The organism is Citrobacter sp. R4 (assembly GCF_026719175.1).
Classification (GTDB): domain Bacteria; phylum Pseudomonadota; class Gammaproteobacteria; order Enterobacterales; family Enterobacteriaceae; genus Citrobacter_A; species Citrobacter_A sedlakii.
Genome location: NZ_JAPPSU010000015.1, coordinates 65,857 through 84,688, shown reverse-complemented (window position 1 = coordinate 84,688; position 18,832 = coordinate 65,857). Strand labels below are relative to the sequence as shown.

Sequence of the window (18,832 nt, the reverse complement as noted above, 5' to 3'; positions counted from 1 at the left end):
GCTTTTCTCCGTGAGGTTCTGGTCTGAACCCCGCTGACCCGGCGGCTTGCGTGCCGTTGTTCCGTGTCAGTGGTGGCGCATTATAGGGAGTTATTTCGGGCTGACAAGAGGAAATTTAAAATAATTTATCAACCGCGCAATTTTTATTCTTTACGTTTATTTAACCGGCGATTTGACGGTTAACTGGGCGATTTCCCGGGCAAAACCTGCAACCTGCTCCCAGTCGGTATAGATCACTTCTTTATTGGTGTCCGTTTCGCCGCCTGACATTTTCATAATCAGTTTGATCATTATGCGGTCATACCAGCGATAGCGCGGGTAAAGCAACGCGCCGGCGATCACCGCACAGCGGTCAGGGCGCCACTGCGAGCTCATTAAAAATTTACGCGCGTAACTGTTGGTCTGCGGCGTGCGCTTTTCCGGTTTACGCGCCACCAGATTTACGGAATAGAACGCGCTCGGCATCCCGTTCAGCCGCGTCGCATGTTTTTTTACGAACTCCTGAAAGGCTGTATGGTAATGCCCGTAACGTATAGACGCGCCAATAACCACGCGATCGTAGCTGTCCCATTCAGGTTCTTCGGTACGGTGCAAATTCACGACGTCTGCCCAGATGCCCAGTTCTTTCAGTTCTGACGCCAGATACGAAGCGATTTCGCGCGTTTGTCCATCCCGGGTTGAAAAAAGAATCAGTGTTTTCACGTGTTACTCCATTATTCACGCCAGAAGGTCGGGGTAAAAAGTACCAGCAAAGTGAAGACCTCAAGACGGCCAAACAGCATATTGGCAATCAGGATCCATTTCGCCACCGGATTCATACTGGCAAAGTTGTCCGCGACGACACCCAGCCCGGGTCCAAGGTTGTTAAGTGTAGCCACCACGGAGGCAAACGCGGAAAAGTCGTCCACGCCAGTCGCGATAATCGCCAGCATACTGACAATAAATACCAGAGCATACGCCGAGAAAAAACCCCAAACCGCTTCGAGGATACGTTCCGGCAGCGCACGGTTCCCCAGCTTAATACTGTAGACCGCATTCGGATGTACCAGTCGCTTCAGTTCTCGGTTCCCTTGTTTGAACAGCAGGAGGATACGGATCACCTTCAGCCCCCCGCCTGTCGATCCGGCGCAACCGCCGATAAACGCAGAGCACAACAGCAGCACTGGCAGGAACAGCGGCCAGCGCGCAATACTGTCGGTAGTAAAGCCCGCCGTCGTCGCCATCGACACCACCTGGAAAAAGGCCTGGTTGAGCGTCGTTAGCGCAGAGTTATAAACATCATGGAACCACAGCACGATCGTGCAGATGACCACCAGCGTAAGCTGCACGCCAACAAACATGCGAAACTCCGGGTCACGCCAGTACACTTTGAGGCTACGTCCGCTTAACAAAGAGAAGTGCAAACCATAGTTACAGCCGGAGATTAATAAAAAGATAGCGATAATTGTGTTAATCGTTGGGCTGTCAAAATAGCCCACGCTGGCGTCATGCGTAGAAAACCCGCCGATGGCGATAGTGGCGAAGCTGTGCCCGATAGCGTCAAACGCGGGCATCCCGGCAAACCATAGCGCCAGCGCGCAGGCCACGGTCAGCAGGACGTAGATCAGCCACAGCGTCTTTGCCGTCTCCGCAATACGCGGGCGCATTTTGTTGTCTTTTAGCGGCCCGGGCATTTCAGCGCGATACAGCTGCATCCCCCCGACGCCAAGTATCGGCAGAATCGCCACCGCCAATACGATGATCCCCATCCCGCCAAACCACTGCAGCATCTGGCGATAAAAAAGAATCGCGTGCGGTAACGAATCCAGACCCACCAGTGTGGTGGCGCCCGTTGTGGTTAAACCGGAAAATGATTCAAAAAACGCATCGGTAATGGTGAGGTTCGGGCTTTCCGAGAAAATAAACGGTAACGCACCCACGCTACCCAGCACGGTCCAGAACAACACCACAATCAGAAACCCTTCGCGCGATTTCAGTTCACCTTTCTCGCGGCGGTTAGGCCACCACAGCATTGAGCCTATCGCCAGCGCGACAAAGAACGTTTGCGTAAATGCACGTCCCGCCCCATCACGATAGATGAGGGCTACCAGTCCGGGAATAATCATCGTCCCCGAAAATAAGATGACCAGTAGTCCAACGATTCGGGTAATGGCGCGAAAATGCATCTCTGCCGCTTCCTTAGTTCTTCAAAATGAGGGGGGATTATTCTTCAATCGCTAACAAATGCAATGAACCGCGGCTAAAATCCGCCAGCCTTGCTGAAAATTCGGCCACTTTCGCATAAGGAAGCGCCACCCTGAGCCGAACGAACGCCTGGTATTCACGCGTGACGATGTTGCCGTCATGCTGAGCCAGAAGTGTTTCCACGCCAGCCAACTGCGCGTATTCACACTGCAAAGTATATTCGGTTAACGGCGTCTTGCGCTGTGTTGTTAGCTGACGCAGCGCCTGATTGACGCCGCCGCCGTACGCTTTCACCAATCCACCTGTTCCGAGCAGGATCCCACCGTAATAGCGCACCACCACGGCGGTGATTTCCCCAACGCCGCAGCCCATCAGTTGGGCAAGCATTGGCTTGCCCGCCGTGCCCGCCGGTTCGCCATCGTCGGAAAACCCCAATTGCTGCGAATCATCCGGCGCGCCTGCCACCCACGCCACGCAATGGTGACGGGCATCCGGATGCGCCGCTTTCACTGACCCGACAAAGGCTTTCGCCGCCTCAACGCCATCGGTATGCGCCAGAAGCGTAATAAAGCGGCTTTTTTTGATCTCCTCGACTACAGTGACCGGCGCCGCAGGAATTAACCAACTGTCCATTACGCCAGTTTCAGATCCCGCGTCATGTTTTCCACGCCGTTATCATGAATCACCACGTTATCTTCGATACGAATGCCGCCGAACGGTTTCAGCGCTTCAATTTTCTGCCAGTTGAAATGCTTGCTGTACTGCCCTTCGCGCCACGGCGCAAGCAGCGACTCGATGAAGTAAATCCCCGGCTCAATGGTCAGGACCATGCCAGGCTGGAGCACGCGGGTACAGCGCAGGTACGGATATTTTAACGGCGCGGCAAGATGCGTACCGCTGTCATCCTGCATAAATCCGCCAACGTCGTGTACCTGTAACCCCAACTGATGGCCGATTCCGTGCGGCATAAACGGCCCGGTAAGATTATTCTCCACCATCGCTTCTTCGCTCATATCCGTAACAATCTGGTGCTTACGCAACAGCTTGGCGATGCGTTGATGGAACTGGATGTGATAATCAACGTAGCTGACGCCCGCCTTCATGGTGGCGATCAGCGCCAGCTGTTCATCGTTAACGTCTTTTACCAGCTGCGCATAATCGTTGTCGCTTTTCGCCGACCAGGTACGTGTGAGATCTGCCGCGTAACCGTTGTACTCCGCGCCCGCATCCAGCAAAAAGCTGCGGATTTCAGATGGCGCCTGATGATCCAGTTTGGTGTAATGCAGTACAGAGGCGTGTTCATTGAGTGCGACGATATTGCCGTAAGGCACATCGGTATCACGATGTCCGGTGGCGGTCAGGTAGGCCAGATTAATGTCGAACTCGCTCATGCCGGAACGGAAGGCTTCCTCTGCGGCACGATGACCATTCACCGCCATTTTCTGCGCTTCACGCATACAGGCCAGCTCATAGTCTGTTTTATAGGCGCGATAATAATGCAGGTAATCAATCACCCCTTTCGGGTTGATATTGCTGGCCGCAATATCCAGTTGCAGCGCGCGCTCCGGAACCGGGCCAATATAGCCGATATTGCCGCGTGCAGCAGGCAGTTGGCTACCAATGCCCTCCGCTTTTGGCAGCGCAATGACTTCAATTTCTTCTGTCCAGAAGGAGGTCGGCAGCGGTTCCACATTGTGCCAGTAATCCACCGGTAAATAGAACCACAGTTTCGGTTTGTTTACGCCATCCACCAGCAGCCAGCAGTTCGGCACCTGCGTCACTGGCACCCACGCCTTAAACTGCGGATTCACTTTAAACGGATAGGGATGATCGTCGAGGAAGACGTTAACCAGCTCGCCGGAATGAATAAGTAACGCATCGAGTTTGAAGCGCGCCAGCGCGTCACGTGTCCGTTCCTGTAGGGTAACGATATGATTTTTATAGAGTGCGGCCAGTGATTCCATTTTCTATCCTTCTGCTTTTTTGACCTCAAGTCTCCGCATCTTAGCACAACGACCCGAAAGAGCGTGATTTCTGCCGACCGTGATCGGATCGGCATTTTTTTAATCACTTGTTTGCATTTCTTTAACACAAAATACACACTTCGATTCATCTGGTACGACCAGATCCCCATGCGGATTCAGGAGACTGACATGCTTTACAAAGGCGACACCCTGTACCTCGACTGGCTGGAAGATGGCATCGCCGAACTGGTGTTCGATGCCCCCGGCTCAGTCAATAAACTCGACACTGCGACCGTCGCCAGCCTCGGCCAGGCGCTGGATGTACTGGAAAAGCAGACAGATCTAAAAGGGCTGCTGCTGCGTTCTGAGAAAGCAGCCTTTATTGTCGGTGCGGACATCACCGAATTTCTTTCACTGTTTCTGGTTCCCGAAGAACAGTTAAGCCAGTGGCTACATTTTGCCAACAGCGTCTTTAACCGTCTGGAAGACCTGCCGGTCCCTACCCTTTCCGCCGTCAACGGCTATGCGTTGGGCGGCGGCTGCGAATGCGTGCTGGCGACCGATTACCGTCTGGCGACGCCCGATCTGCGCATCGGTCTGCCGGAAACGAAGCTGGGCATTATGCCAGGCTTTGGCGGCTCCGTCCGTATGCCGCGCATGCTGGGCGCCGACAGCGCGCTGGAAATTATTGCCGCCGGTAAAGACGTTGGCGCAGAGCAGGCGCTGAAAATTGGCCTGGTCGATGGTGTGGTGAAGGCGGAAAAACTGACGGAAGGCGCAATAGCGGTACTGCGCCAGGCGATTAACGGCGATCTGGACTGGAGAGCGAAACGTCAGCCAAAACTGGACCCCCTTAAACTCAGTAAGATTGAAGCCGCCATGAGCTTTACCATCGCCAAAGGCATGGTCGCGCAGACGGCGGGCAAACATTACCCGGCCCCTATGACAGCGGTGAAAACCATTGAAGCGGCGGCGCGCTTTGGCCGCGAAGAAGCGCTGAACCTGGAAAATAAGAGCTTTGTTCCATTGGCGCATACCAACGAAGCGCGCGCGCTGGTTGGCATCTTCCTGAACGATCAGTTCGTAAAAGGCAAAGCGAAGAAGCTGACCAAAGACGTTGAGACGCCAAAGCAGGCTGCCGTGCTGGGCGCGGGTATTATGGGCGGCGGTATCGCTTATCAATCGGCATGGAAAGGCGTGCCGGTGATCATGAAGGATATCAACGACAAATCGCTGACGCTGGGAATGACCGAAGCCGCCAAACTGCTGAATAAACAGCTGGAGCGCGGCAAGATTGACGGTCTGAAGATGGCGGGGGTGATTTCGACGATTCATCCGACGCTCGACTATGCTGGCTTTGATCGCGTGGACGTGGTTGTGGAAGCCGTTGTGGAAAATCCGAAGGTGAAAAAAGCCGTGCTGGCGGAAACAGAAGAAAAGGTCCGCCCGGATGCTGTGCTGGCGTCAAACACGTCCACGATTCCCATTAGCGAACTGGCAAGCGTACTGAAGCGTCCGGAAAACTTCTGCGGGATGCATTTCTTTAACCCGGTGCACCGTATGCCGCTGGTCGAAGTGATCCGTGGCGAACAAACGTCTGACGACACCATCGCCAAAGTGGTGGCGTGGGCCAGCAAAATGGGCAAAACGCCCATCGTCGTTAACGACTGCCCGGGCTTCTTCGTTAACCGCGTGCTGTTTCCGTACTTTGCCGGATTCAGCCAACTGCTGCGCGACGGCGCGGATTTCCGCAAAATCGACAAAGTGATGGAAAAGCAATTTGGCTGGCCGATGGGTCCGGCGTATCTGCTGGACGTCGTGGGCATTGATACCGCCCACCATGCGCAGGCAGTGATGGCCGCAGGTTTCCCGCAGCGTATGCAGAAAGATTATCGCGACGCGATCGACGCCCTCTTCGACGCCAACCGTTTTGGTCAGAAGAACGGCCTGGGTTTCTGGCGCTATAAAGAAGACAGCAAAGGTAAACCGAAAAAAGACGACGACGCGGCCGTGGACAGCCTGCTGGCGGACGTCAGCAACGCGAAGCGTGATTTCAGCGACGACGAAATTATCGCCCGCATGATGATCCCAATGGTCAACGAAGTGGTGCGTTGTCTTGAAGAAGGCGTCATCGCCAGCCCGGCGGAAGCCGATATGGCATTGGTGTACGGCCTGGGCTTCCCGCCATTCCACGGCGGCGCGTTCCGCTGGCTGGATACGCTCGGCAGCGCGAAGTACCTCGACATGGCGCAACAGTATCAGTCTCTCGGTCCGCTGTATGACGTGCCGGAAGGGCTGCGCGACAAAGCGCGCCATAACGAACCCTACTATCCAGCAGTTGAGCCAGCCCGTCCGGTTGGCGAGCTGAAAACGGCTTAAGGAGTCACAATGGAAAAGGTTGTCATTGTTGATGCGATTCGCACCCCGATGGGCCGTTCAAAAGGCGGCGCGTTCCGTAACGTGCGCGCGGAAGATCTCTCCGCGCACCTGATGCGTAGCCTGCTGGCGCGTAACCCGGCGCTGGATCCTGCCGCGCTGGACGATATCTACTGGGGCTGCGTACAGCAGACCCTGGAGCAAGGTTTCAACATCGCCCGCAACGCGTCGCTGCTGGCGGAGATCCCGCACTCGGTTCCGGCAGTTACCGTTAACCGCCTTTGCGGTTCGTCAATGCAGGCGCTGCATGACGCCGCGCGGATGATCATGACCGGCGATGCGCAGGCCTGTCTTGTCGGCGGCGTGGAGCATATGGGCCATGTGCCGATGAGCCACGGCGTGGATTTCCATCCGGGTCTGAGCCGCAACGTCGCCAAAGCCGCGGGTATGATGGGGCTAACCGCAGAGATGCTCTCCCGCATGCATGGCATCAGCCGTGAAATGCAGGACGCGTTTGCCGCGCGCTCGCACGCCCGAGCCTGGGCGGCAACCCAGTCTGGCGCGTTTAAGAATGAGATCATCCCGACCGGCGGTCACGACGCGGACGGTGTGCTAAAGCAATTGACTTATGACGAAGTGATCCGTCCGGAAACGACCGTCGAAGCGCTGTCCACCCTGCGTCCGGCGTTCGATCCGGTCAGCGGTACGGTAACGGCAGGCACTTCGTCAGCCCTTTCCGACGGCGCAGCCGCGATGCTGGTGATGAGCGAGAGCCGTGCGCGGGAACTGGGCCTGAAAATACGCGCCCGCGTACGTTCAATGGCGGTGGTGGGGTGCGATCCCTCGATCATGGGCTACGGTCCGGTTCCGGCGTCGACGCTGGCGCTGAAGAAAGCCGGGCTGACCGCCAGTGATATCGGCGTGTTTGAGATGAACGAAGCGTTTGCCGCGCAGATCCTGCCGTGCATTAAAGATCTTGGGCTGATGGAGCAGATTGACGAGAAGATCAACCTGAACGGCGGCGCGATCGCCCTCGGTCATCCGCTCGGCTGTTCAGGCGCCCGCATCAGCACGACGTTAATCAATCTGATGGAACGTAAAGATGTGGAATTTGGTCTGGCGACAATGTGTATCGGCCTGGGGCAGGGCATCGCGACAGTATTCGAGCGTGTCTAGGTGAGTTCAAGGCCCGGCACGCTCCGGGCCACCAGAAAAATCACCGGAGGGCGTCTCCCTTCACCGGGCATTATTTAGTTGCCGTTCTTCCCGCCTGTCAGGGGCGGGTTTTTTATTGCTTAAATGAAAGCGAACGCATCGCCAAACAGACGATCGGCTCGCGCGCTGCGCTCGTTGCAGAACAGGTCGCGTGCAATTTTCGCCATCTCAAAGCGACCCGCAATATAAATATCATGTTCTGCCAACGTACCGTGATCCTGCAACACGGCGGTTAATACCGTCCCGGTGCGCCCACGCCAGCCCGCTTCAGGCTGTTCAACCACCGGCTCCACGCGCAGGTTCGGGTGCTTCAGCGTCAGCGCTTCCAGCTCTGAGAGATCGTAGAGATGCTTTTCTTCGCGGCCACCCCAGTAAATGGTCACCTCACGGTTCGGGTTGCGCGCCAGGGCCGTCAACAGTATTGAACGCGCGTAAGAAAATCCGGTACCGCCGGCAATCAGGATCAGCGGGCGCTCTTCATCGTCGCGCAGCCACGCTTCACCGTGCGGAATATCCACGACGATCTCATGATCTTTAAGAATGCGATCCATCACCGCTTTGGCATAGAGGTTAATTTCAGACGCGCCAATATGAAGCTCAATAAACCCCTGTTCGTCCGGCGTTGACGCCATTGAGAACGGACGTTTATCCCGTTCGTCCATCACCACCATCAAATACTGACCGGCACGAAAGGAAAATGCCGCGTCGGGCACTAAACGAACGCGGTATACGGTATCGGTGATAGCTTCTACCGAGGTCACTTTACAGCTTAAGGTTGTCATGCGCTCCCTCTATGGGTCTATAGGGCAAAACGTTCGCGCCTCAGGCGCCTTTACCGTGATTAAAGATGGCCAGTTCATCCCAGATCGCGTCAACACGCGCGATAACATCCGGGTCTTTTTTAATGGGACGCCCCCACTCGCGTTGGGTTTCACCTGGCCATTTGTTCGTGGCATCCAGCCCCATTTTTGAACCCAGCCCGGAGACCGGCGAAGCAAAATCCAGATAATCGATTGGCGTGTTTTCGACCAGCACCGTGTCCCGTGCAGGGTCCATACGGGTGGTGATCGCCCAGATGACGTCGTTCCAGTCGCGAGCGTTGACATCGTCATCGCAGACGATAACAAACTTGGTGTACATAAACTGGCGTAAAAATGACCAGACGCCCATCATGACGCGTTTCGCATGTCCCGCGTACTGTTTTTTCATCGTCACAACGGCCAGACGGTATGAACAGCCTTCCGGCGGCAGGTAAAAGTCGACAATTTCCGGAAACTGCTTTTGCAAAATGGGGACAAAGACTTCGTTCAACGCTACGCCAAGTACCGCCGGTTCATCCGGTGGACGACCGGTATAAGTCGAGTGGTAAATGGCGTCTTCACGTTGGGTAATATGCGTGACGGTAAAGACCGGGAAGCTGTCCACCTCGTTGTAATAGCCGGTATGGTCCCCGTATGGGCCTTCCGGCGCCATCTCACCGGGCTCAAGATACCCTTCCAGTACGATCTCCGCGCTGGCTGGCACTTCGAGATCGTTAGAAATACATTTAACCACTTCGGTTTTTGTACCGCGCAGCAGACCGGCAAAAGCATATTCGGACAGCGTATCCGGCACTGGCGTCACTGCGCCAAGAATCGTGGCCGGATCGGCCCCCAGCGCCACGGAAACCGGGAAGCGCTCGCCAGGGTGCGCCGCACACCACTCCTGATAATCGAGTGCGCCGCCGCGATGCGACAGCCAGCGCATGATGAGCTTATTTTTACCAATCAACTGCTGACGATAAATGCCCAGATTCTGCCGCTCTTTATGCGGCCCACGGGTCACGGTAAGCCCCCAGGTAATGAGCGGCGCAGCATCTTCCGGCCAGCAGGTCATAATGGGAATGCGGTTCAGATCGACGTCATCACCCGTAATAATCTTCTGCTGACAGGGCGCGCCACGAAGGCGCTTCGTCGGCATATTCAGCACCTGTTTGAACTGCGGAAGTTTGTCAAAGAGATCGCGAAAGCCCCTCGGCGGTTCCGGTTCTTTCAGAAAGGCCAGCAGCTTACCCACTTCACGCAGTGCGGAGACATCATCCTGCCCCATCCCCATCGCGACGCGCTTTGGCGTGCCAAACAGGTTACAGAGCACCGGCATGGAATAGCCTTTAGGATTTTCAAACAGCAGCGCGGGTCCGCCAGCACGCAGCGTGCGGTCAGCAATTTCGGTGATTTCCAGGTGCGGGTCAACTTCAAGCGTGATGCGTTTAAGTTCGCCCTGTTGTTCAAGCAGCGTCAGGAAGTCGCGTAAATCGTGATATTTCATGGCGTCCATTATAGCCTCTGGGTAAGCGCCTCATTATACGGCGTTCATCATCGTGATGCTGTATTTTTGTTAAATTAGCGTGAACTCAGGCAGCCAACAAAGAAGCAGCCGGAATTACGCCGGGTATAATTAACTTAGCGCATAGCTTTTGCTATGCTTGCGCCCCGAACAAGCGGATAAGAGTCATTATGCAATCCTGGTATTTACTGTACTGCAAGCGCGGGCAACTTCAGCGTGCCCAGGAACACCTCGAAAGACAGGCGGTCAATTGCCTGACGCCGATGATCACCCTGGAAAAGATGGTGCGTGGAAAACGTACCGCAGTCAGCGAACCGCTGTTCCCCAACTATCTGTTTGTGGAATTTGATCCGGAAGTGATTCATACCACAACGATTAACGCCACGCGAGGCGTCAGCCACTTCGTTCGTTTTGGCGCTTCCCCGGCCACCGTGCCCCCCAGCGTCATCCATCAGCTCTCCGTGTATAAACCGGAAGGCATTGTGGATCCGGAGACGCCTTACCCGGGTGACAGCGTGATCATCACCGAAGGCGCCTTTGAAGGGCTTCAGGCAATCTTCACCGAACCAGACGGCGAAGCGCGCTCTATGCTGCTGCTTAACCTGCTGAATAAAGAGGTGAAGCAGAGTGTGAAAAACACGGGTTTCCGTAAGCTATAACGCTCTTGCCGACCCGCATTCGGTTCACAGCGCGATGCCGAACAGCGTTCTGACATTGGTATCCGTTGCGGCGACAAGCCACTGCGGATCGTCCCCGCGCCAGTGCGAGATACGCGCAAAGATATGCGGCAGATGCGCCGGTTCATTGCGCCGCGACGCCGGTTTCGGCGACAGATCGCGCGGCAATAAATAGGGTGCATCGGTTTCGATCAGCAGCTTATCCGCAGGAATAAACGGCAGTATTTCACGCAACGCCAGCCCGCGGCGCTCATCACACACCCAGCCCGTAATGCCTATGTATAACCCTCTGTCGATGCACGCCTGCATCTCCTGGCGTGTGCCGGTAAAACAGTGCAGCACAGCGCCCGGGAGCTTATCCAGCCACGGATCGAGCAGCGCCAGGAAACGCGTATGCGCGTCACGGCAATGCATAAAAACCGGCATCTGTAATTCGGCGGCTATCCGCAACTGTGCGTCGAAAGCTCGTTCCTGCTCTTCTGGCGTGGAAAAGTTGCGATTGAAATCAAGACCGCACTCGCCAATCGCCACCACCTCCGGTAACGCCGCCAGGGCGACAATGGCTTCCTCTGTTGACGGTTGCCATTGGCTACTGTCGTGCGGGTGAACGCCGGCGGTGGACCAACATTGGGGATAATGTTGCGCAAGACGCTGTGCCTGCTGACTTTCATGGAGATTCGTGCCGGTAAGAAGCATGCCGTTCACGCCAGCGGCAAGCGCTCGCGCCACCACCTCGTCCCGGTCTCTGGAGAACTGCGAACTGGTCAGGTTTACGCCAATATCAAACATGCTTCTCTCCATATGAAAACCGCCCTGACGGGCGGTTATATTTAATCTTCGGACTTTCCGGCTCTTGCAGCGTCTGCTTCTGCTTCCGCCTCGTTATCTTCATCCCGCGTCTGTCGTTTGCCGACGTAAAAACGCGAAAAGAAAACGCCGACTTCAAACAGGCAGTACATAGGTATTGCCAGCAGCGTTTGAGAAAAAACGTCCGGCGGCGTAAGCAGCATGCCAATTACAAAGGCGCCAACCAGCACGTAGGGACGTTTTTTACGCAGATCGTCCGGCGTGGTAATACCTACCCAACACAGCAATACGATGGCAACGGGCACCTCAAAGGAAATACCAAACGCCATAAACAGCGCCATGACAAAGCTGAGATAGCTGGCAATGTCGGTCGATACCTGTACGCCTTCCGGCGCAGTGTTAGCCAAAAAGCCAAACGCCAGCGGGAACACCACGAAATAGGCGAACGCCATACCAATATAGAACAGCAGCGAACTGGAGATCAGCAGCGGTACCACCAACCGACGCTCATGTTTATACAACGCTGGTGCAATAAACGCCCAGACCTGATACAGGATCACTGGTGCTGACAGGATCAGCGACACCATGAAGGTCAGTTTGATTGGCGTGAAAAAGGGTGATGCGACGTCCGTCGCGATCATGGTCGCACCCTGCGGCAGCTGTTTTATCAGCGGCGCGGAAACCAGGTGATAGATGTCATTAGCAAAATAGACCAATGCCAGAAAAATCACGATAACCGCAATGATGCAGTTAAGCAGGCGTTTGCGCAGCTCGATCAGGTGCGTGATAAGCGGTTGAGTATCTTCTACAGCCATGTTTACGGTTTATCACTCGACGTGGTGGAGGCGCCTGCAGCAGGCGCAGCGGATTTCGGTTCAGCGTCTTTCACGCCAGCGACAGGCTTCTCCGCCGCCACAGGTTTTTTATCCTCGGCAACCGCAGCCGTTTCCAGAGCCTCGGGGGCCTGTTCAGGCGCGCTGGCCTGGACTTCTGCCGTCGCCGGGGTAACTCCTTCATGCTGCTCTTCGTTCCCTTTGACTATCGGGTTATGGATAGTATGCGCTTCATCACTCGCCTTTTCCGGCTCGTTAGCGCTGTAGGAACGTTTCATCGACTCTGCCGCCTGACGCAGTTCGTCCATTGAGGCCTTCAACTCAGGCGTCAGGTTTTCGAGGCTCGCTTTCTCAACTTTCTTCAGGCTGTCCTGAAACTCCTGGAGCTTCAGTTCCTGCGTCAGTTCATTCTGAACGGTCGTGGCGAGAGAGCGCAGCGCGCGAACCCAGCCCGCTATCGTTTTGACGGCTACCGGCAGTCGCTGCGGCCCCAGCACGACGAGGCCGATAATAAATACCAGTAACAGTTCGCTAAAACCGATATCAAACACGAATTACACCTGCTCTTTATCGTGGCGCTTGGCGTCTTCTGTTTTAGCGTCTGCGGGTTTGTCAGTGATTGACTTCGCGGTGAAGTCAGCATCCTGACTGGTTTTTTCCTGTTTCGCATCATCATCACTCATGGCTTTTTTGAAGCCTTTAATGGATGCGCCGAGATCGGAACCGATAGAACCGAGCTTTTTGGTGCCAAACAACAGGACAACGATGACGGCAATGATCACCAACTGCCAAATACTGATACCACCCATACATGTTCCTCAGTGATAGATGATGAAATAATTAGGCCCGTAGTATACGTTACATAGCCCGCGATGAGCGATGAAAAAATCAGCGAGTTTTGCGCCAGCCAACGATCCAGGCGACGAGGCCGCCCGCCATTAACCAGCCGGGCATATAGCCCCATTCAGGGCGACTAATCAGCAGGAAGGTCCCACTCAATAGCAGCGTGGCGCCAATACCGAATAAATAACGGGACTGACCCTGACGGACATGGTTCTCATGAAGCTCGCGCGCAATCTTATCAACACTGTGCTGTAAATATTTGCCCTGGCGCAAACTGTCGTACACCAGTTCAGGCAGTTCCGGCATTTTTTCGACCCAGAACGGCGCTTTTTCCTTAAAGGCTCTGACCAGAGCAGGAATACCGACCTGATCTTTGATCCAGGATTCGAGAAAAGGTTTCGCCGTTTTCCAGAGATCGAGCTGCGGATACAGCTGACGACCCACGCCTTCAACGTACAACAATGTCTTCTGCAATAATACCAGCTGCGGCTGCACTTCCATGTTGAATCGACGCGCCGTATTGAAAAGGTTTAACAACACGTGGCCAAACGAGATCTCCGCCAGCGGCTTTTCAAAGATAGGCTCACAGACCGTGCGGATAGCGAACTCAAACTCTTCGACGTTGGTATCCGGCGGAACCCAGCCTGAATCGACGTGTAATTCCGCCACTTTGCGGTAATCACGGTTAAAGAAGGCGATGAAATTTTCCGCCAGATAACGTTTATCTTCTTTGTTTAACGAGCCGACAATACCGCAATCAATACCTATATACTGCGGATCTTCCGGGTGCTCATAGCTCACGAAGATATTGCCGGGGTGCATGTCCGCATGGAAAAAGCTGTCGCGAAACACCTGGGTGAAGAACACTTGCACACCGCGTTCTGCCAGCAGTTGCATGTTGGTGCCGTTCTTTTCCAGCGCCACGACATCGGAAACTGGAATACCGTAAATGCGCTCCATCACCATCATGTTCTCACTGCAATAGTCAGAATACACTTCCGGGACGTAGAGCATCGGACTGCCTTCAAAGTTTCGGCGCAGCTGGATAGCATTAGCCGACTCGCGCAGCAGGTTCAACTCATCGATTAGCGTCTTCTCGTACTCGCGTACCACTTCCGTTGGACGCAGACGACGACCATCCGGCAGCAAGCGGGGCACCCAGCGCGCCAGGCGGTAAATAAGCTTAAGATCCGCTTTGATGATCGGCAAAATGTCCGGGCGGATAACCTTAATGACCACCTCTTTGCCGTTCGATTTCAGCCTGGCCGTATGCACCTGGGCGATGGACGCTGACGCCAGTGGCTTGATCTCAAAATCGTCAAACCAGGCTTCAACGGGCAGTCCGCCCATCGCCGCTTCGATTTGTGCTTTCGCCAGTTTGCCGTCAAACGGCGCGACTTTGTCCTGCAACAGCGCAAGCTGGTCAGCAATTTGCGGCGGGAAGAGATCGCGGCGGGTAGAGAGCATCTGCCCGAACTTGATCCACACTGGCCCTAACTCTTGCAGTGCCAGTCTCAGCCGCTCTCCCAGCAGTTTGTCTTTATGACGGTTTGGCATCCAGAACAGGCCATATCGCCATAACCGTAGCGGCAGCGTGATCCGCATTCTGGGGATGAGCTCATCAAGTCCGTAGCTTAAAAAGGTGCGAATGATGAAATATAGGCGCCGTACTTCACCTGGCGTCATTTAGCCTCCAGTTTTTCCAGCCGCTTCGTCAGCGCATCAACAGCGCGTTCCACCGCTGCCGTTTCTTCCGCAAACCAGGCGACCTCAAGGGGTCCGGGCGCCATTCGCCACTCTTCCGTGATTGCTTCGGCGACATAGCGCTGTTGGCGTTGAATGCCGTGACGGAGAAATCTGGCCCCACCGCGCAGGGCTTTACCGATCCCTTCCGCCGCGATATCGCCAGTGTAGGGCGCGATCAGCTCGGCAGGATCGAATTCCGCTAAATCAGCAAGGGCGACAAAATTCTGAACGACCTGAATATCACCCTGAACTTCCAGTTCGCCACTGCGAATCAGCGCGGTGAGCTGCTGACGGTCGCGCAGTTCAGGCAGCACGCTGGCGTAGGTAATGACGGTGCAATCAGCCTCGCCCGCCCACTCACCCAGCACGTCAACCTGACGCTCGCTGAAAACCAGAATCAATGATGTCGAAAAGCCTTTTAGTTCCACGCGCAGCACTTTACCCAGCAGGCGCGTTCGCGCGGTTTTCAGCGCTGGTGAACGGTACAGGAACGTATTGAGCAGACTTTCCATTCCTGCGGTCACTAAGGGTTTAAAAGGCATCCCCGCTCTCCTGTCAGAACTTATAGCCGCGATGCAGCGCTACCACACCCGCCGTCAGGTTGTAATAATCGACGCTTTCAAACCCGGCGTCCTGCATCATCGCTTTCAGCGTGTCCTGATCGGGATGCATACGAATAGATTCCGCTAAATAGCGGTAGCTGTCCGCATCGTTCGCCACCATGGAACCGATACGTGGTAGAACGTGGAAAGAGTAGGCATCGTAGGCTTTGCTCAGCGGCTCGATAATCGGCTTAGAAAATTCCAACACCAGCAGGCGTCCGCCGGGTTTCAGCACGCGGAACATGGAGCGCAGGGCTTTGTCTTTGTCCGTGACGTTACGTAGACCGAAGGAAATGGTGATACAGTCAAAGGTGTTGTCCGGAAAGGGCAGCGCTTCCGCGTTAGCCTGAACGTATTCGACGTTGCCGATAACCCCGATGTTACGCAGTTTTTCACGGCCCATCTTAAGCATGGAGTCATTGATATCCGCCAGAATCACCTTGCCGGTTTCACCGACCAGGCGAGAGAACTTGGCCGTCAGATCGCCCGTCCCTCCGGCCAGATCAAGCACCGTCTGACCGCGGCGAACGCCGCTGCAGTCGATAGTGAAGCGCTTCCACAAGCGATGAATGCCAAATGACATTAAATCATTCATGACATCATATTTTGAGGCCACAGAATGAAAAACGTGGGCCACCATGTCTGCTTTCTGTTCTTTAGCGACAGTCTGAAAACCAAAGTGCGTCGTTTCTTGTGAATTATCCACCATCTCAGTGCCTGCTCATCAAAAAATTGTTCGAGAAGTGTAACAGATTGGGGCTATTTGCCCTACCCTTCTACCCGTTCCGGCGACGCCAAACGGGCTAAATCGATTGCTGTTTGACGCCGCTATCGTCTGAATGAAGCGTGTTTTCAGGTGCTTCGGGCACCGCGCGCAAACGGTATTCTTCATCCTGCGACGTCGCCTGTTCGGCCAGTTCCGGATTAATCTCGCGTTTGATTTCCACGCCTAAACCCCGAAACGCTTCTGCCTGCGCCAGCACGTTGCCGCGCCCCGACGTCAGCTTTTTCATCGCCTGACGGTAGTTGTCCTGCGCTTTCTCGAGGCTTTGCCCGACAGACGACATATCATCCACAAACAGCCGCATCTTGTCGTACAGTTTACTGGCTCGTTCGGCAATTTGCTGCGCATTGCGGCTTTGATGTTCGTAGCGCCACAGGTTGGCGATGGTCCGTAACGCCACCAGCAACGTCGTAGGGCTGACCAGCATAATGTTATTTCTCAATGCCTCGGTAATCAGTTCGGGCTGTCTGTCCAGCGCCAGCAAAAAAGCAGGCTCGACGGGGATAAACATCAGCACATAGTCCAGCGAGCGCAGCCCTGGAAGCTGCTGGTAATCTTTACGCCCAAGCAGGCGAATATGGTTACGCACGGATGCGATATGCTCCTGGAGCGCGCTCTCACGGGTGACGTCATCTTCCGCGTTGAAATAGCGCTCATAGGCCACCAGCGTCATTTTAGCGTCGATCACGACATCTTTGCCCTGCGGTAAGCGGACAATCACGTCGGGCTGCATCCGCGAACGGACATCATTTTCAATGCTGACCTGCGTTTCGTACTCATAGCCTTCGCGCAGGCCGGAAGCCTCCAGCACGCGGGTAAGCACCACCTCACCCCAGTTGCCCTGGGTTTTATTGTCGCCTTTCAGCGCGCGCGTGAGATTGACCGCTTCCTGCGCCATCTGCGCATTGAGCTGTTGCAGATTACGAATCTCATGCGCCAGCGTATGCCGCTCGCGCGCCTCCTGACCAAAGCTGTCCTGAACCTGGCGGCGAAAACCGTCCAGTTGCTCACGCAACGGCGTGAGCAGGCTGTTAAGGCTCTGTCGGTTTTGCTCGTCGACCCGGCGGTTGCTTTGCTCAAAAATCCGGTTCGCCAGGTTTTCGAACTGCTCGCTGAGGCGCTGCTCGCTGTTGATCATCTGACGAATTTTGTCTTCCGCATGCTGCTGCGTCGCTTCCATTCGCGTCGTGACTTCCCGCAGATCCGCTTCCAGCGAGGTGTTAATACTGCGCAGGCTGCGAAGCTCATTGTTCAGCAGTTCGCACTCGTCGCGCCAGTGATCGCTTTGGGCAAGCTCCTGTCTGGCCGCGCTTAGCGCCGCCACCATCTCTTCACGCTCGGTAAGCTGATCGGCTTTTTGCTGTGCATGTTGATAACTGGCGATCAGCCAGCCCAGCGCAACGCCTACCAACGCTATCACTGCATAAATTATGAGAGAGATATCCAAAATGCCTCCTGCCGCAACCACTCACCAGCACAAAATAGAATTGTGCTGTATAAACGTCCAGTTTGAAAGGGATTTCCTGCGAGGCGTTACGCAAAATAAAAAGGCCGAACGCGTCGGCCCTGGGGGGAAAAAAAGAAAATTAGATCAGGCGACGCGCCGCTTCCACCACGATTTTCACCGCATGGCTTTCGGTTTGCTTCATGGTCTCGGCGTTCGGTATCTCTTGCTGAGTACGGTTGACGATAACCCCGGCAACCATTCCCGCACGCAGGCCCTGGCTGGCGCACATGGTCAGCAAAGTTGCGGACTCCATCTCATAGTTCATGACGCCCATCGCCTGCCATTCTTCCATCGAGCCTTTAAAGCGGCTCACAACGCGACCAGAATAGGTGTCGTAACGCTCCTGCCCTGGATAGAAAGTATCAGAGGACGCGGTTACGCCTACGTGCGTGGTCGCCCCTATTGATTTCGCCGCCTCGACCAGCGCGGTGGTACAGTCAAAATCTGCCACCGCCGGGAATTCCATCGGCGCGAAGTGCAGGCTTGCACCGTCGAGACGCACAGATGCCGTGGTCACCAGAACATCGCCCACATTGATATGCGGCTGAATCGCGCCGGTGGTACCGATACGCAGGAAAGTACGAATGCCCAGCTGTGCCAGCTCTTCTACGGCGATGGAGGTGGACGGGCCGCCGATACCGGTCGAGCAGACAATCACAGACTTGCCGTCCAGCTCTGCGCGCCAGGTCGTAAATTCGCGATGCGATGCCAGCTTAACCGGCTTATCCATCAGCGCGGCGATCTTTTCCACACGCTCCGGATCGCCTGGAACGATTGCAAGCGTAGCCCCTTGTAAATCGCTTTTGGTGAGGCCGAGATGAAAAACATCAGACTTGGACATATAAAACTCCTCTGTGATTCGGTTTTAGTCAGAAGAAGCAAAAAGATACTCTACCGAAGGACGCAGGTGATTTTCGTGACCATCATCACCATGAGGGAAAACAGTTGCATTGAATTACTCTGATTAAG

At 55.1% G+C, this 18,832-nt stretch carries 18 protein-coding genes and 1 pseudogene; 4 read left to right on the top strand and 15 right to left on the bottom strand.

What is annotated here, in order from left to right:
• Positions 1–156 precede the first annotated feature (156 nt).
• The 4 genes from hemG to pepQ are packed head-to-tail and all read right to left on the bottom strand — an operon-like array spanning position 157 to position 4,148.
• Positions 157–702 carry a menaquinone-dependent protoporphyrinogen IX dehydrogenase gene (hemG, locus tag OOJ60_RS21830; protein WP_042292697.1) on the bottom strand — a complete coding sequence of 182 codons (546 nt, stop codon included), beginning with the start codon at positions 700–702 and terminating at the stop codon, positions 157–159.
• Between the two features lie 11 nt (positions 703–713).
• Entirely contained in the window at positions 714–2,165 is a 1,452-nt protein-coding gene (gene trkH, locus OOJ60_RS21825) for a Trk system potassium transporter TrkH (protein WP_042292700.1), read from the bottom strand.
• 37 nt (positions 2,166–2,202) lie between these two features.
• Positions 2,203–2,817 (bottom strand): IMPACT family protein, encoded by a 615-nt coding sequence (locus tag OOJ60_RS21820; RefSeq protein ID WP_042292704.1) that lies wholly within the window; start codon positions 2,815–2,817, stop codon positions 2,203–2,205.
• Positions 2,817–4,148, bottom strand: a complete 1,332-nt coding sequence (gene pepQ / locus OOJ60_RS21815) for a Xaa-Pro dipeptidase (RefSeq protein WP_205613181.1) — start codon at positions 4,146–4,148, stop codon at positions 2,817–2,819. The genes OOJ60_RS21820 and pepQ overlap by 1 nt, the downstream gene beginning before the upstream one ends.
• A gap of 189 nt (positions 4,149–4,337) precedes the next feature.
• On the opposite strand from pepQ, the gene fadB reads away from it, so the two are divergent.
• Positions 4,338–6,527 carry a fatty acid oxidation complex subunit alpha FadB gene (fadB, locus tag OOJ60_RS21810; protein ID WP_205613180.1) on the top strand — a complete coding sequence of 730 codons (2,190 nt, stop codon included), beginning with the start codon at positions 4,338–4,340 and terminating at the stop codon, positions 6,525–6,527.
• A 9-nt stretch (positions 6,528–6,536) separates the two neighbouring features.
• Positions 6,537–7,700: an acetyl-CoA C-acyltransferase FadA gene (gene fadA / locus OOJ60_RS21805; RefSeq protein ID WP_042292712.1), complete on the top strand. Its 1,164-nt coding sequence runs from the start codon at positions 6,537–6,539 to the stop codon at positions 7,698–7,700.
• A 119-nt stretch (positions 7,701–7,819) separates the two neighbouring features.
• On the opposite strand, the gene fre is transcribed toward fadA, so the two are convergent.
• Both fre and ubiD read right to left on the bottom strand, forming a co-directional pair.
• Positions 7,820–8,521 carry an NAD(P)H-flavin reductase gene (fre, locus tag OOJ60_RS21800; RefSeq protein ID WP_042292715.1) on the bottom strand — a complete coding sequence of 234 codons (702 nt, stop codon included), beginning with the start codon at positions 8,519–8,521 and terminating at the stop codon, positions 7,820–7,822.
• 40 nt (positions 8,522–8,561) lie between these two features.
• On the bottom strand, positions 8,562–10,055 hold the full coding sequence (ubiD, locus tag OOJ60_RS21795) for a 4-hydroxy-3-polyprenylbenzoate decarboxylase (RefSeq protein WP_072197114.1): 1,494 nt from the start codon (positions 10,053–10,055) through the stop codon (positions 8,562–8,564).
• A 179-nt stretch (positions 10,056–10,234) separates the two neighbouring features.
• Between ubiD and rfaH the strand changes: the two genes are divergently transcribed.
• Complete coding sequence (gene rfaH / locus OOJ60_RS21790) at positions 10,235–10,723, top strand: transcription/translation regulatory transformer protein RfaH (protein ID WP_042292718.1); 489 nt, start codon at positions 10,235–10,237, stop codon at positions 10,721–10,723.
• A 24-nt stretch (positions 10,724–10,747) separates the two neighbouring features.
• On the opposite strand, the gene tatD is transcribed toward rfaH, so the two are convergent.
• Complete coding sequence (gene tatD, locus OOJ60_RS21785) at positions 10,748–11,530, bottom strand: 3'-5' ssDNA/RNA exonuclease TatD (protein ID WP_205613179.1); 783 nt, start codon at positions 11,528–11,530, stop codon at positions 10,748–10,750.
• A gap of 64 nt (positions 11,531–11,594) precedes the next feature.
• Between tatD and bcsF the strand changes: the two genes are divergently transcribed.
• A complete protein-coding gene (gene bcsF / locus OOJ60_RS24915) occupies positions 11,595–11,702 on the top strand; it encodes a cellulose biosynthesis protein BcsF (RefSeq protein WP_373887571.1) in 108 nt (35 codons plus the stop codon).
• On the opposite strand, the pseudogene tatC reads toward bcsF, so the two are convergent.
• The 8 genes and pseudogenes from tatC to udp all read right to left on the bottom strand — a co-directional run.
• A pseudogene (tatC, locus tag OOJ60_RS21780) lies at positions 11,662–12,363 on the bottom strand (Sec-independent protein translocase subunit TatC); the annotation flags it as partial. The gene bcsF and the pseudogene tatC overlap by 41 nt on opposite strands.
• Positions 12,364–12,365: 2 nt before the next feature.
• Positions 12,366–12,932, bottom strand: a complete 567-nt coding sequence (gene tatB / locus OOJ60_RS21775) for a Sec-independent protein translocase protein TatB (protein WP_042292725.1) — start codon at positions 12,930–12,932, stop codon at positions 12,366–12,368.
• A 3-nt stretch (positions 12,933–12,935) separates the two neighbouring features.
• Complete coding sequence (gene tatA / locus OOJ60_RS21770; RefSeq protein WP_042292727.1) at positions 12,936–13,190, bottom strand: Sec-independent protein translocase subunit TatA; 255 nt, start codon at positions 13,188–13,190, stop codon at positions 12,936–12,938.
• 79 nt (positions 13,191–13,269) lie between these two features.
• A complete protein-coding gene (ubiB, locus tag OOJ60_RS21765) occupies positions 13,270–14,910 on the bottom strand; it encodes a ubiquinone biosynthesis regulatory protein kinase UbiB (RefSeq protein WP_042292730.1) in 1,641 nt (546 codons plus the stop codon).
• On the bottom strand, positions 14,907–15,512 hold the full coding sequence (gene ubiJ / locus OOJ60_RS21760) for a ubiquinone biosynthesis protein UbiJ (RefSeq protein WP_042292733.1): 606 nt from the start codon (positions 15,510–15,512) through the stop codon (positions 14,907–14,909). The genes ubiB and ubiJ overlap by 4 nt, the downstream gene beginning before the upstream one ends.
• A 13-nt stretch (positions 15,513–15,525) precedes the next feature.
• Positions 15,526–16,281: a bifunctional demethylmenaquinone methyltransferase/2-methoxy-6-polyprenyl-1,4-benzoquinol methylase UbiE gene (ubiE, locus tag OOJ60_RS21755; protein WP_042292737.1), complete on the bottom strand. Its 756-nt coding sequence runs from the start codon at positions 16,279–16,281 to the stop codon at positions 15,526–15,528.
• Positions 16,282–16,375: 94 nt separating this feature from the next.
• The gene (gene rmuC, locus OOJ60_RS21750; protein ID WP_205613177.1) at positions 16,376–17,803 is read right to left on the bottom strand and encodes a DNA recombination protein RmuC; all 1,428 of its coding nucleotides are present in this window, start codon (positions 17,801–17,803) and stop codon (positions 16,376–16,378) included.
• A 139-nt stretch (positions 17,804–17,942) separates the two neighbouring features.
• Entirely contained in the window at positions 17,943–18,704 is a 762-nt protein-coding gene (gene udp / locus OOJ60_RS21745; RefSeq protein WP_042292742.1) for a uridine phosphorylase, read from the bottom strand.
• Positions 18,705–18,832: the final 128 nt, after the last annotated feature.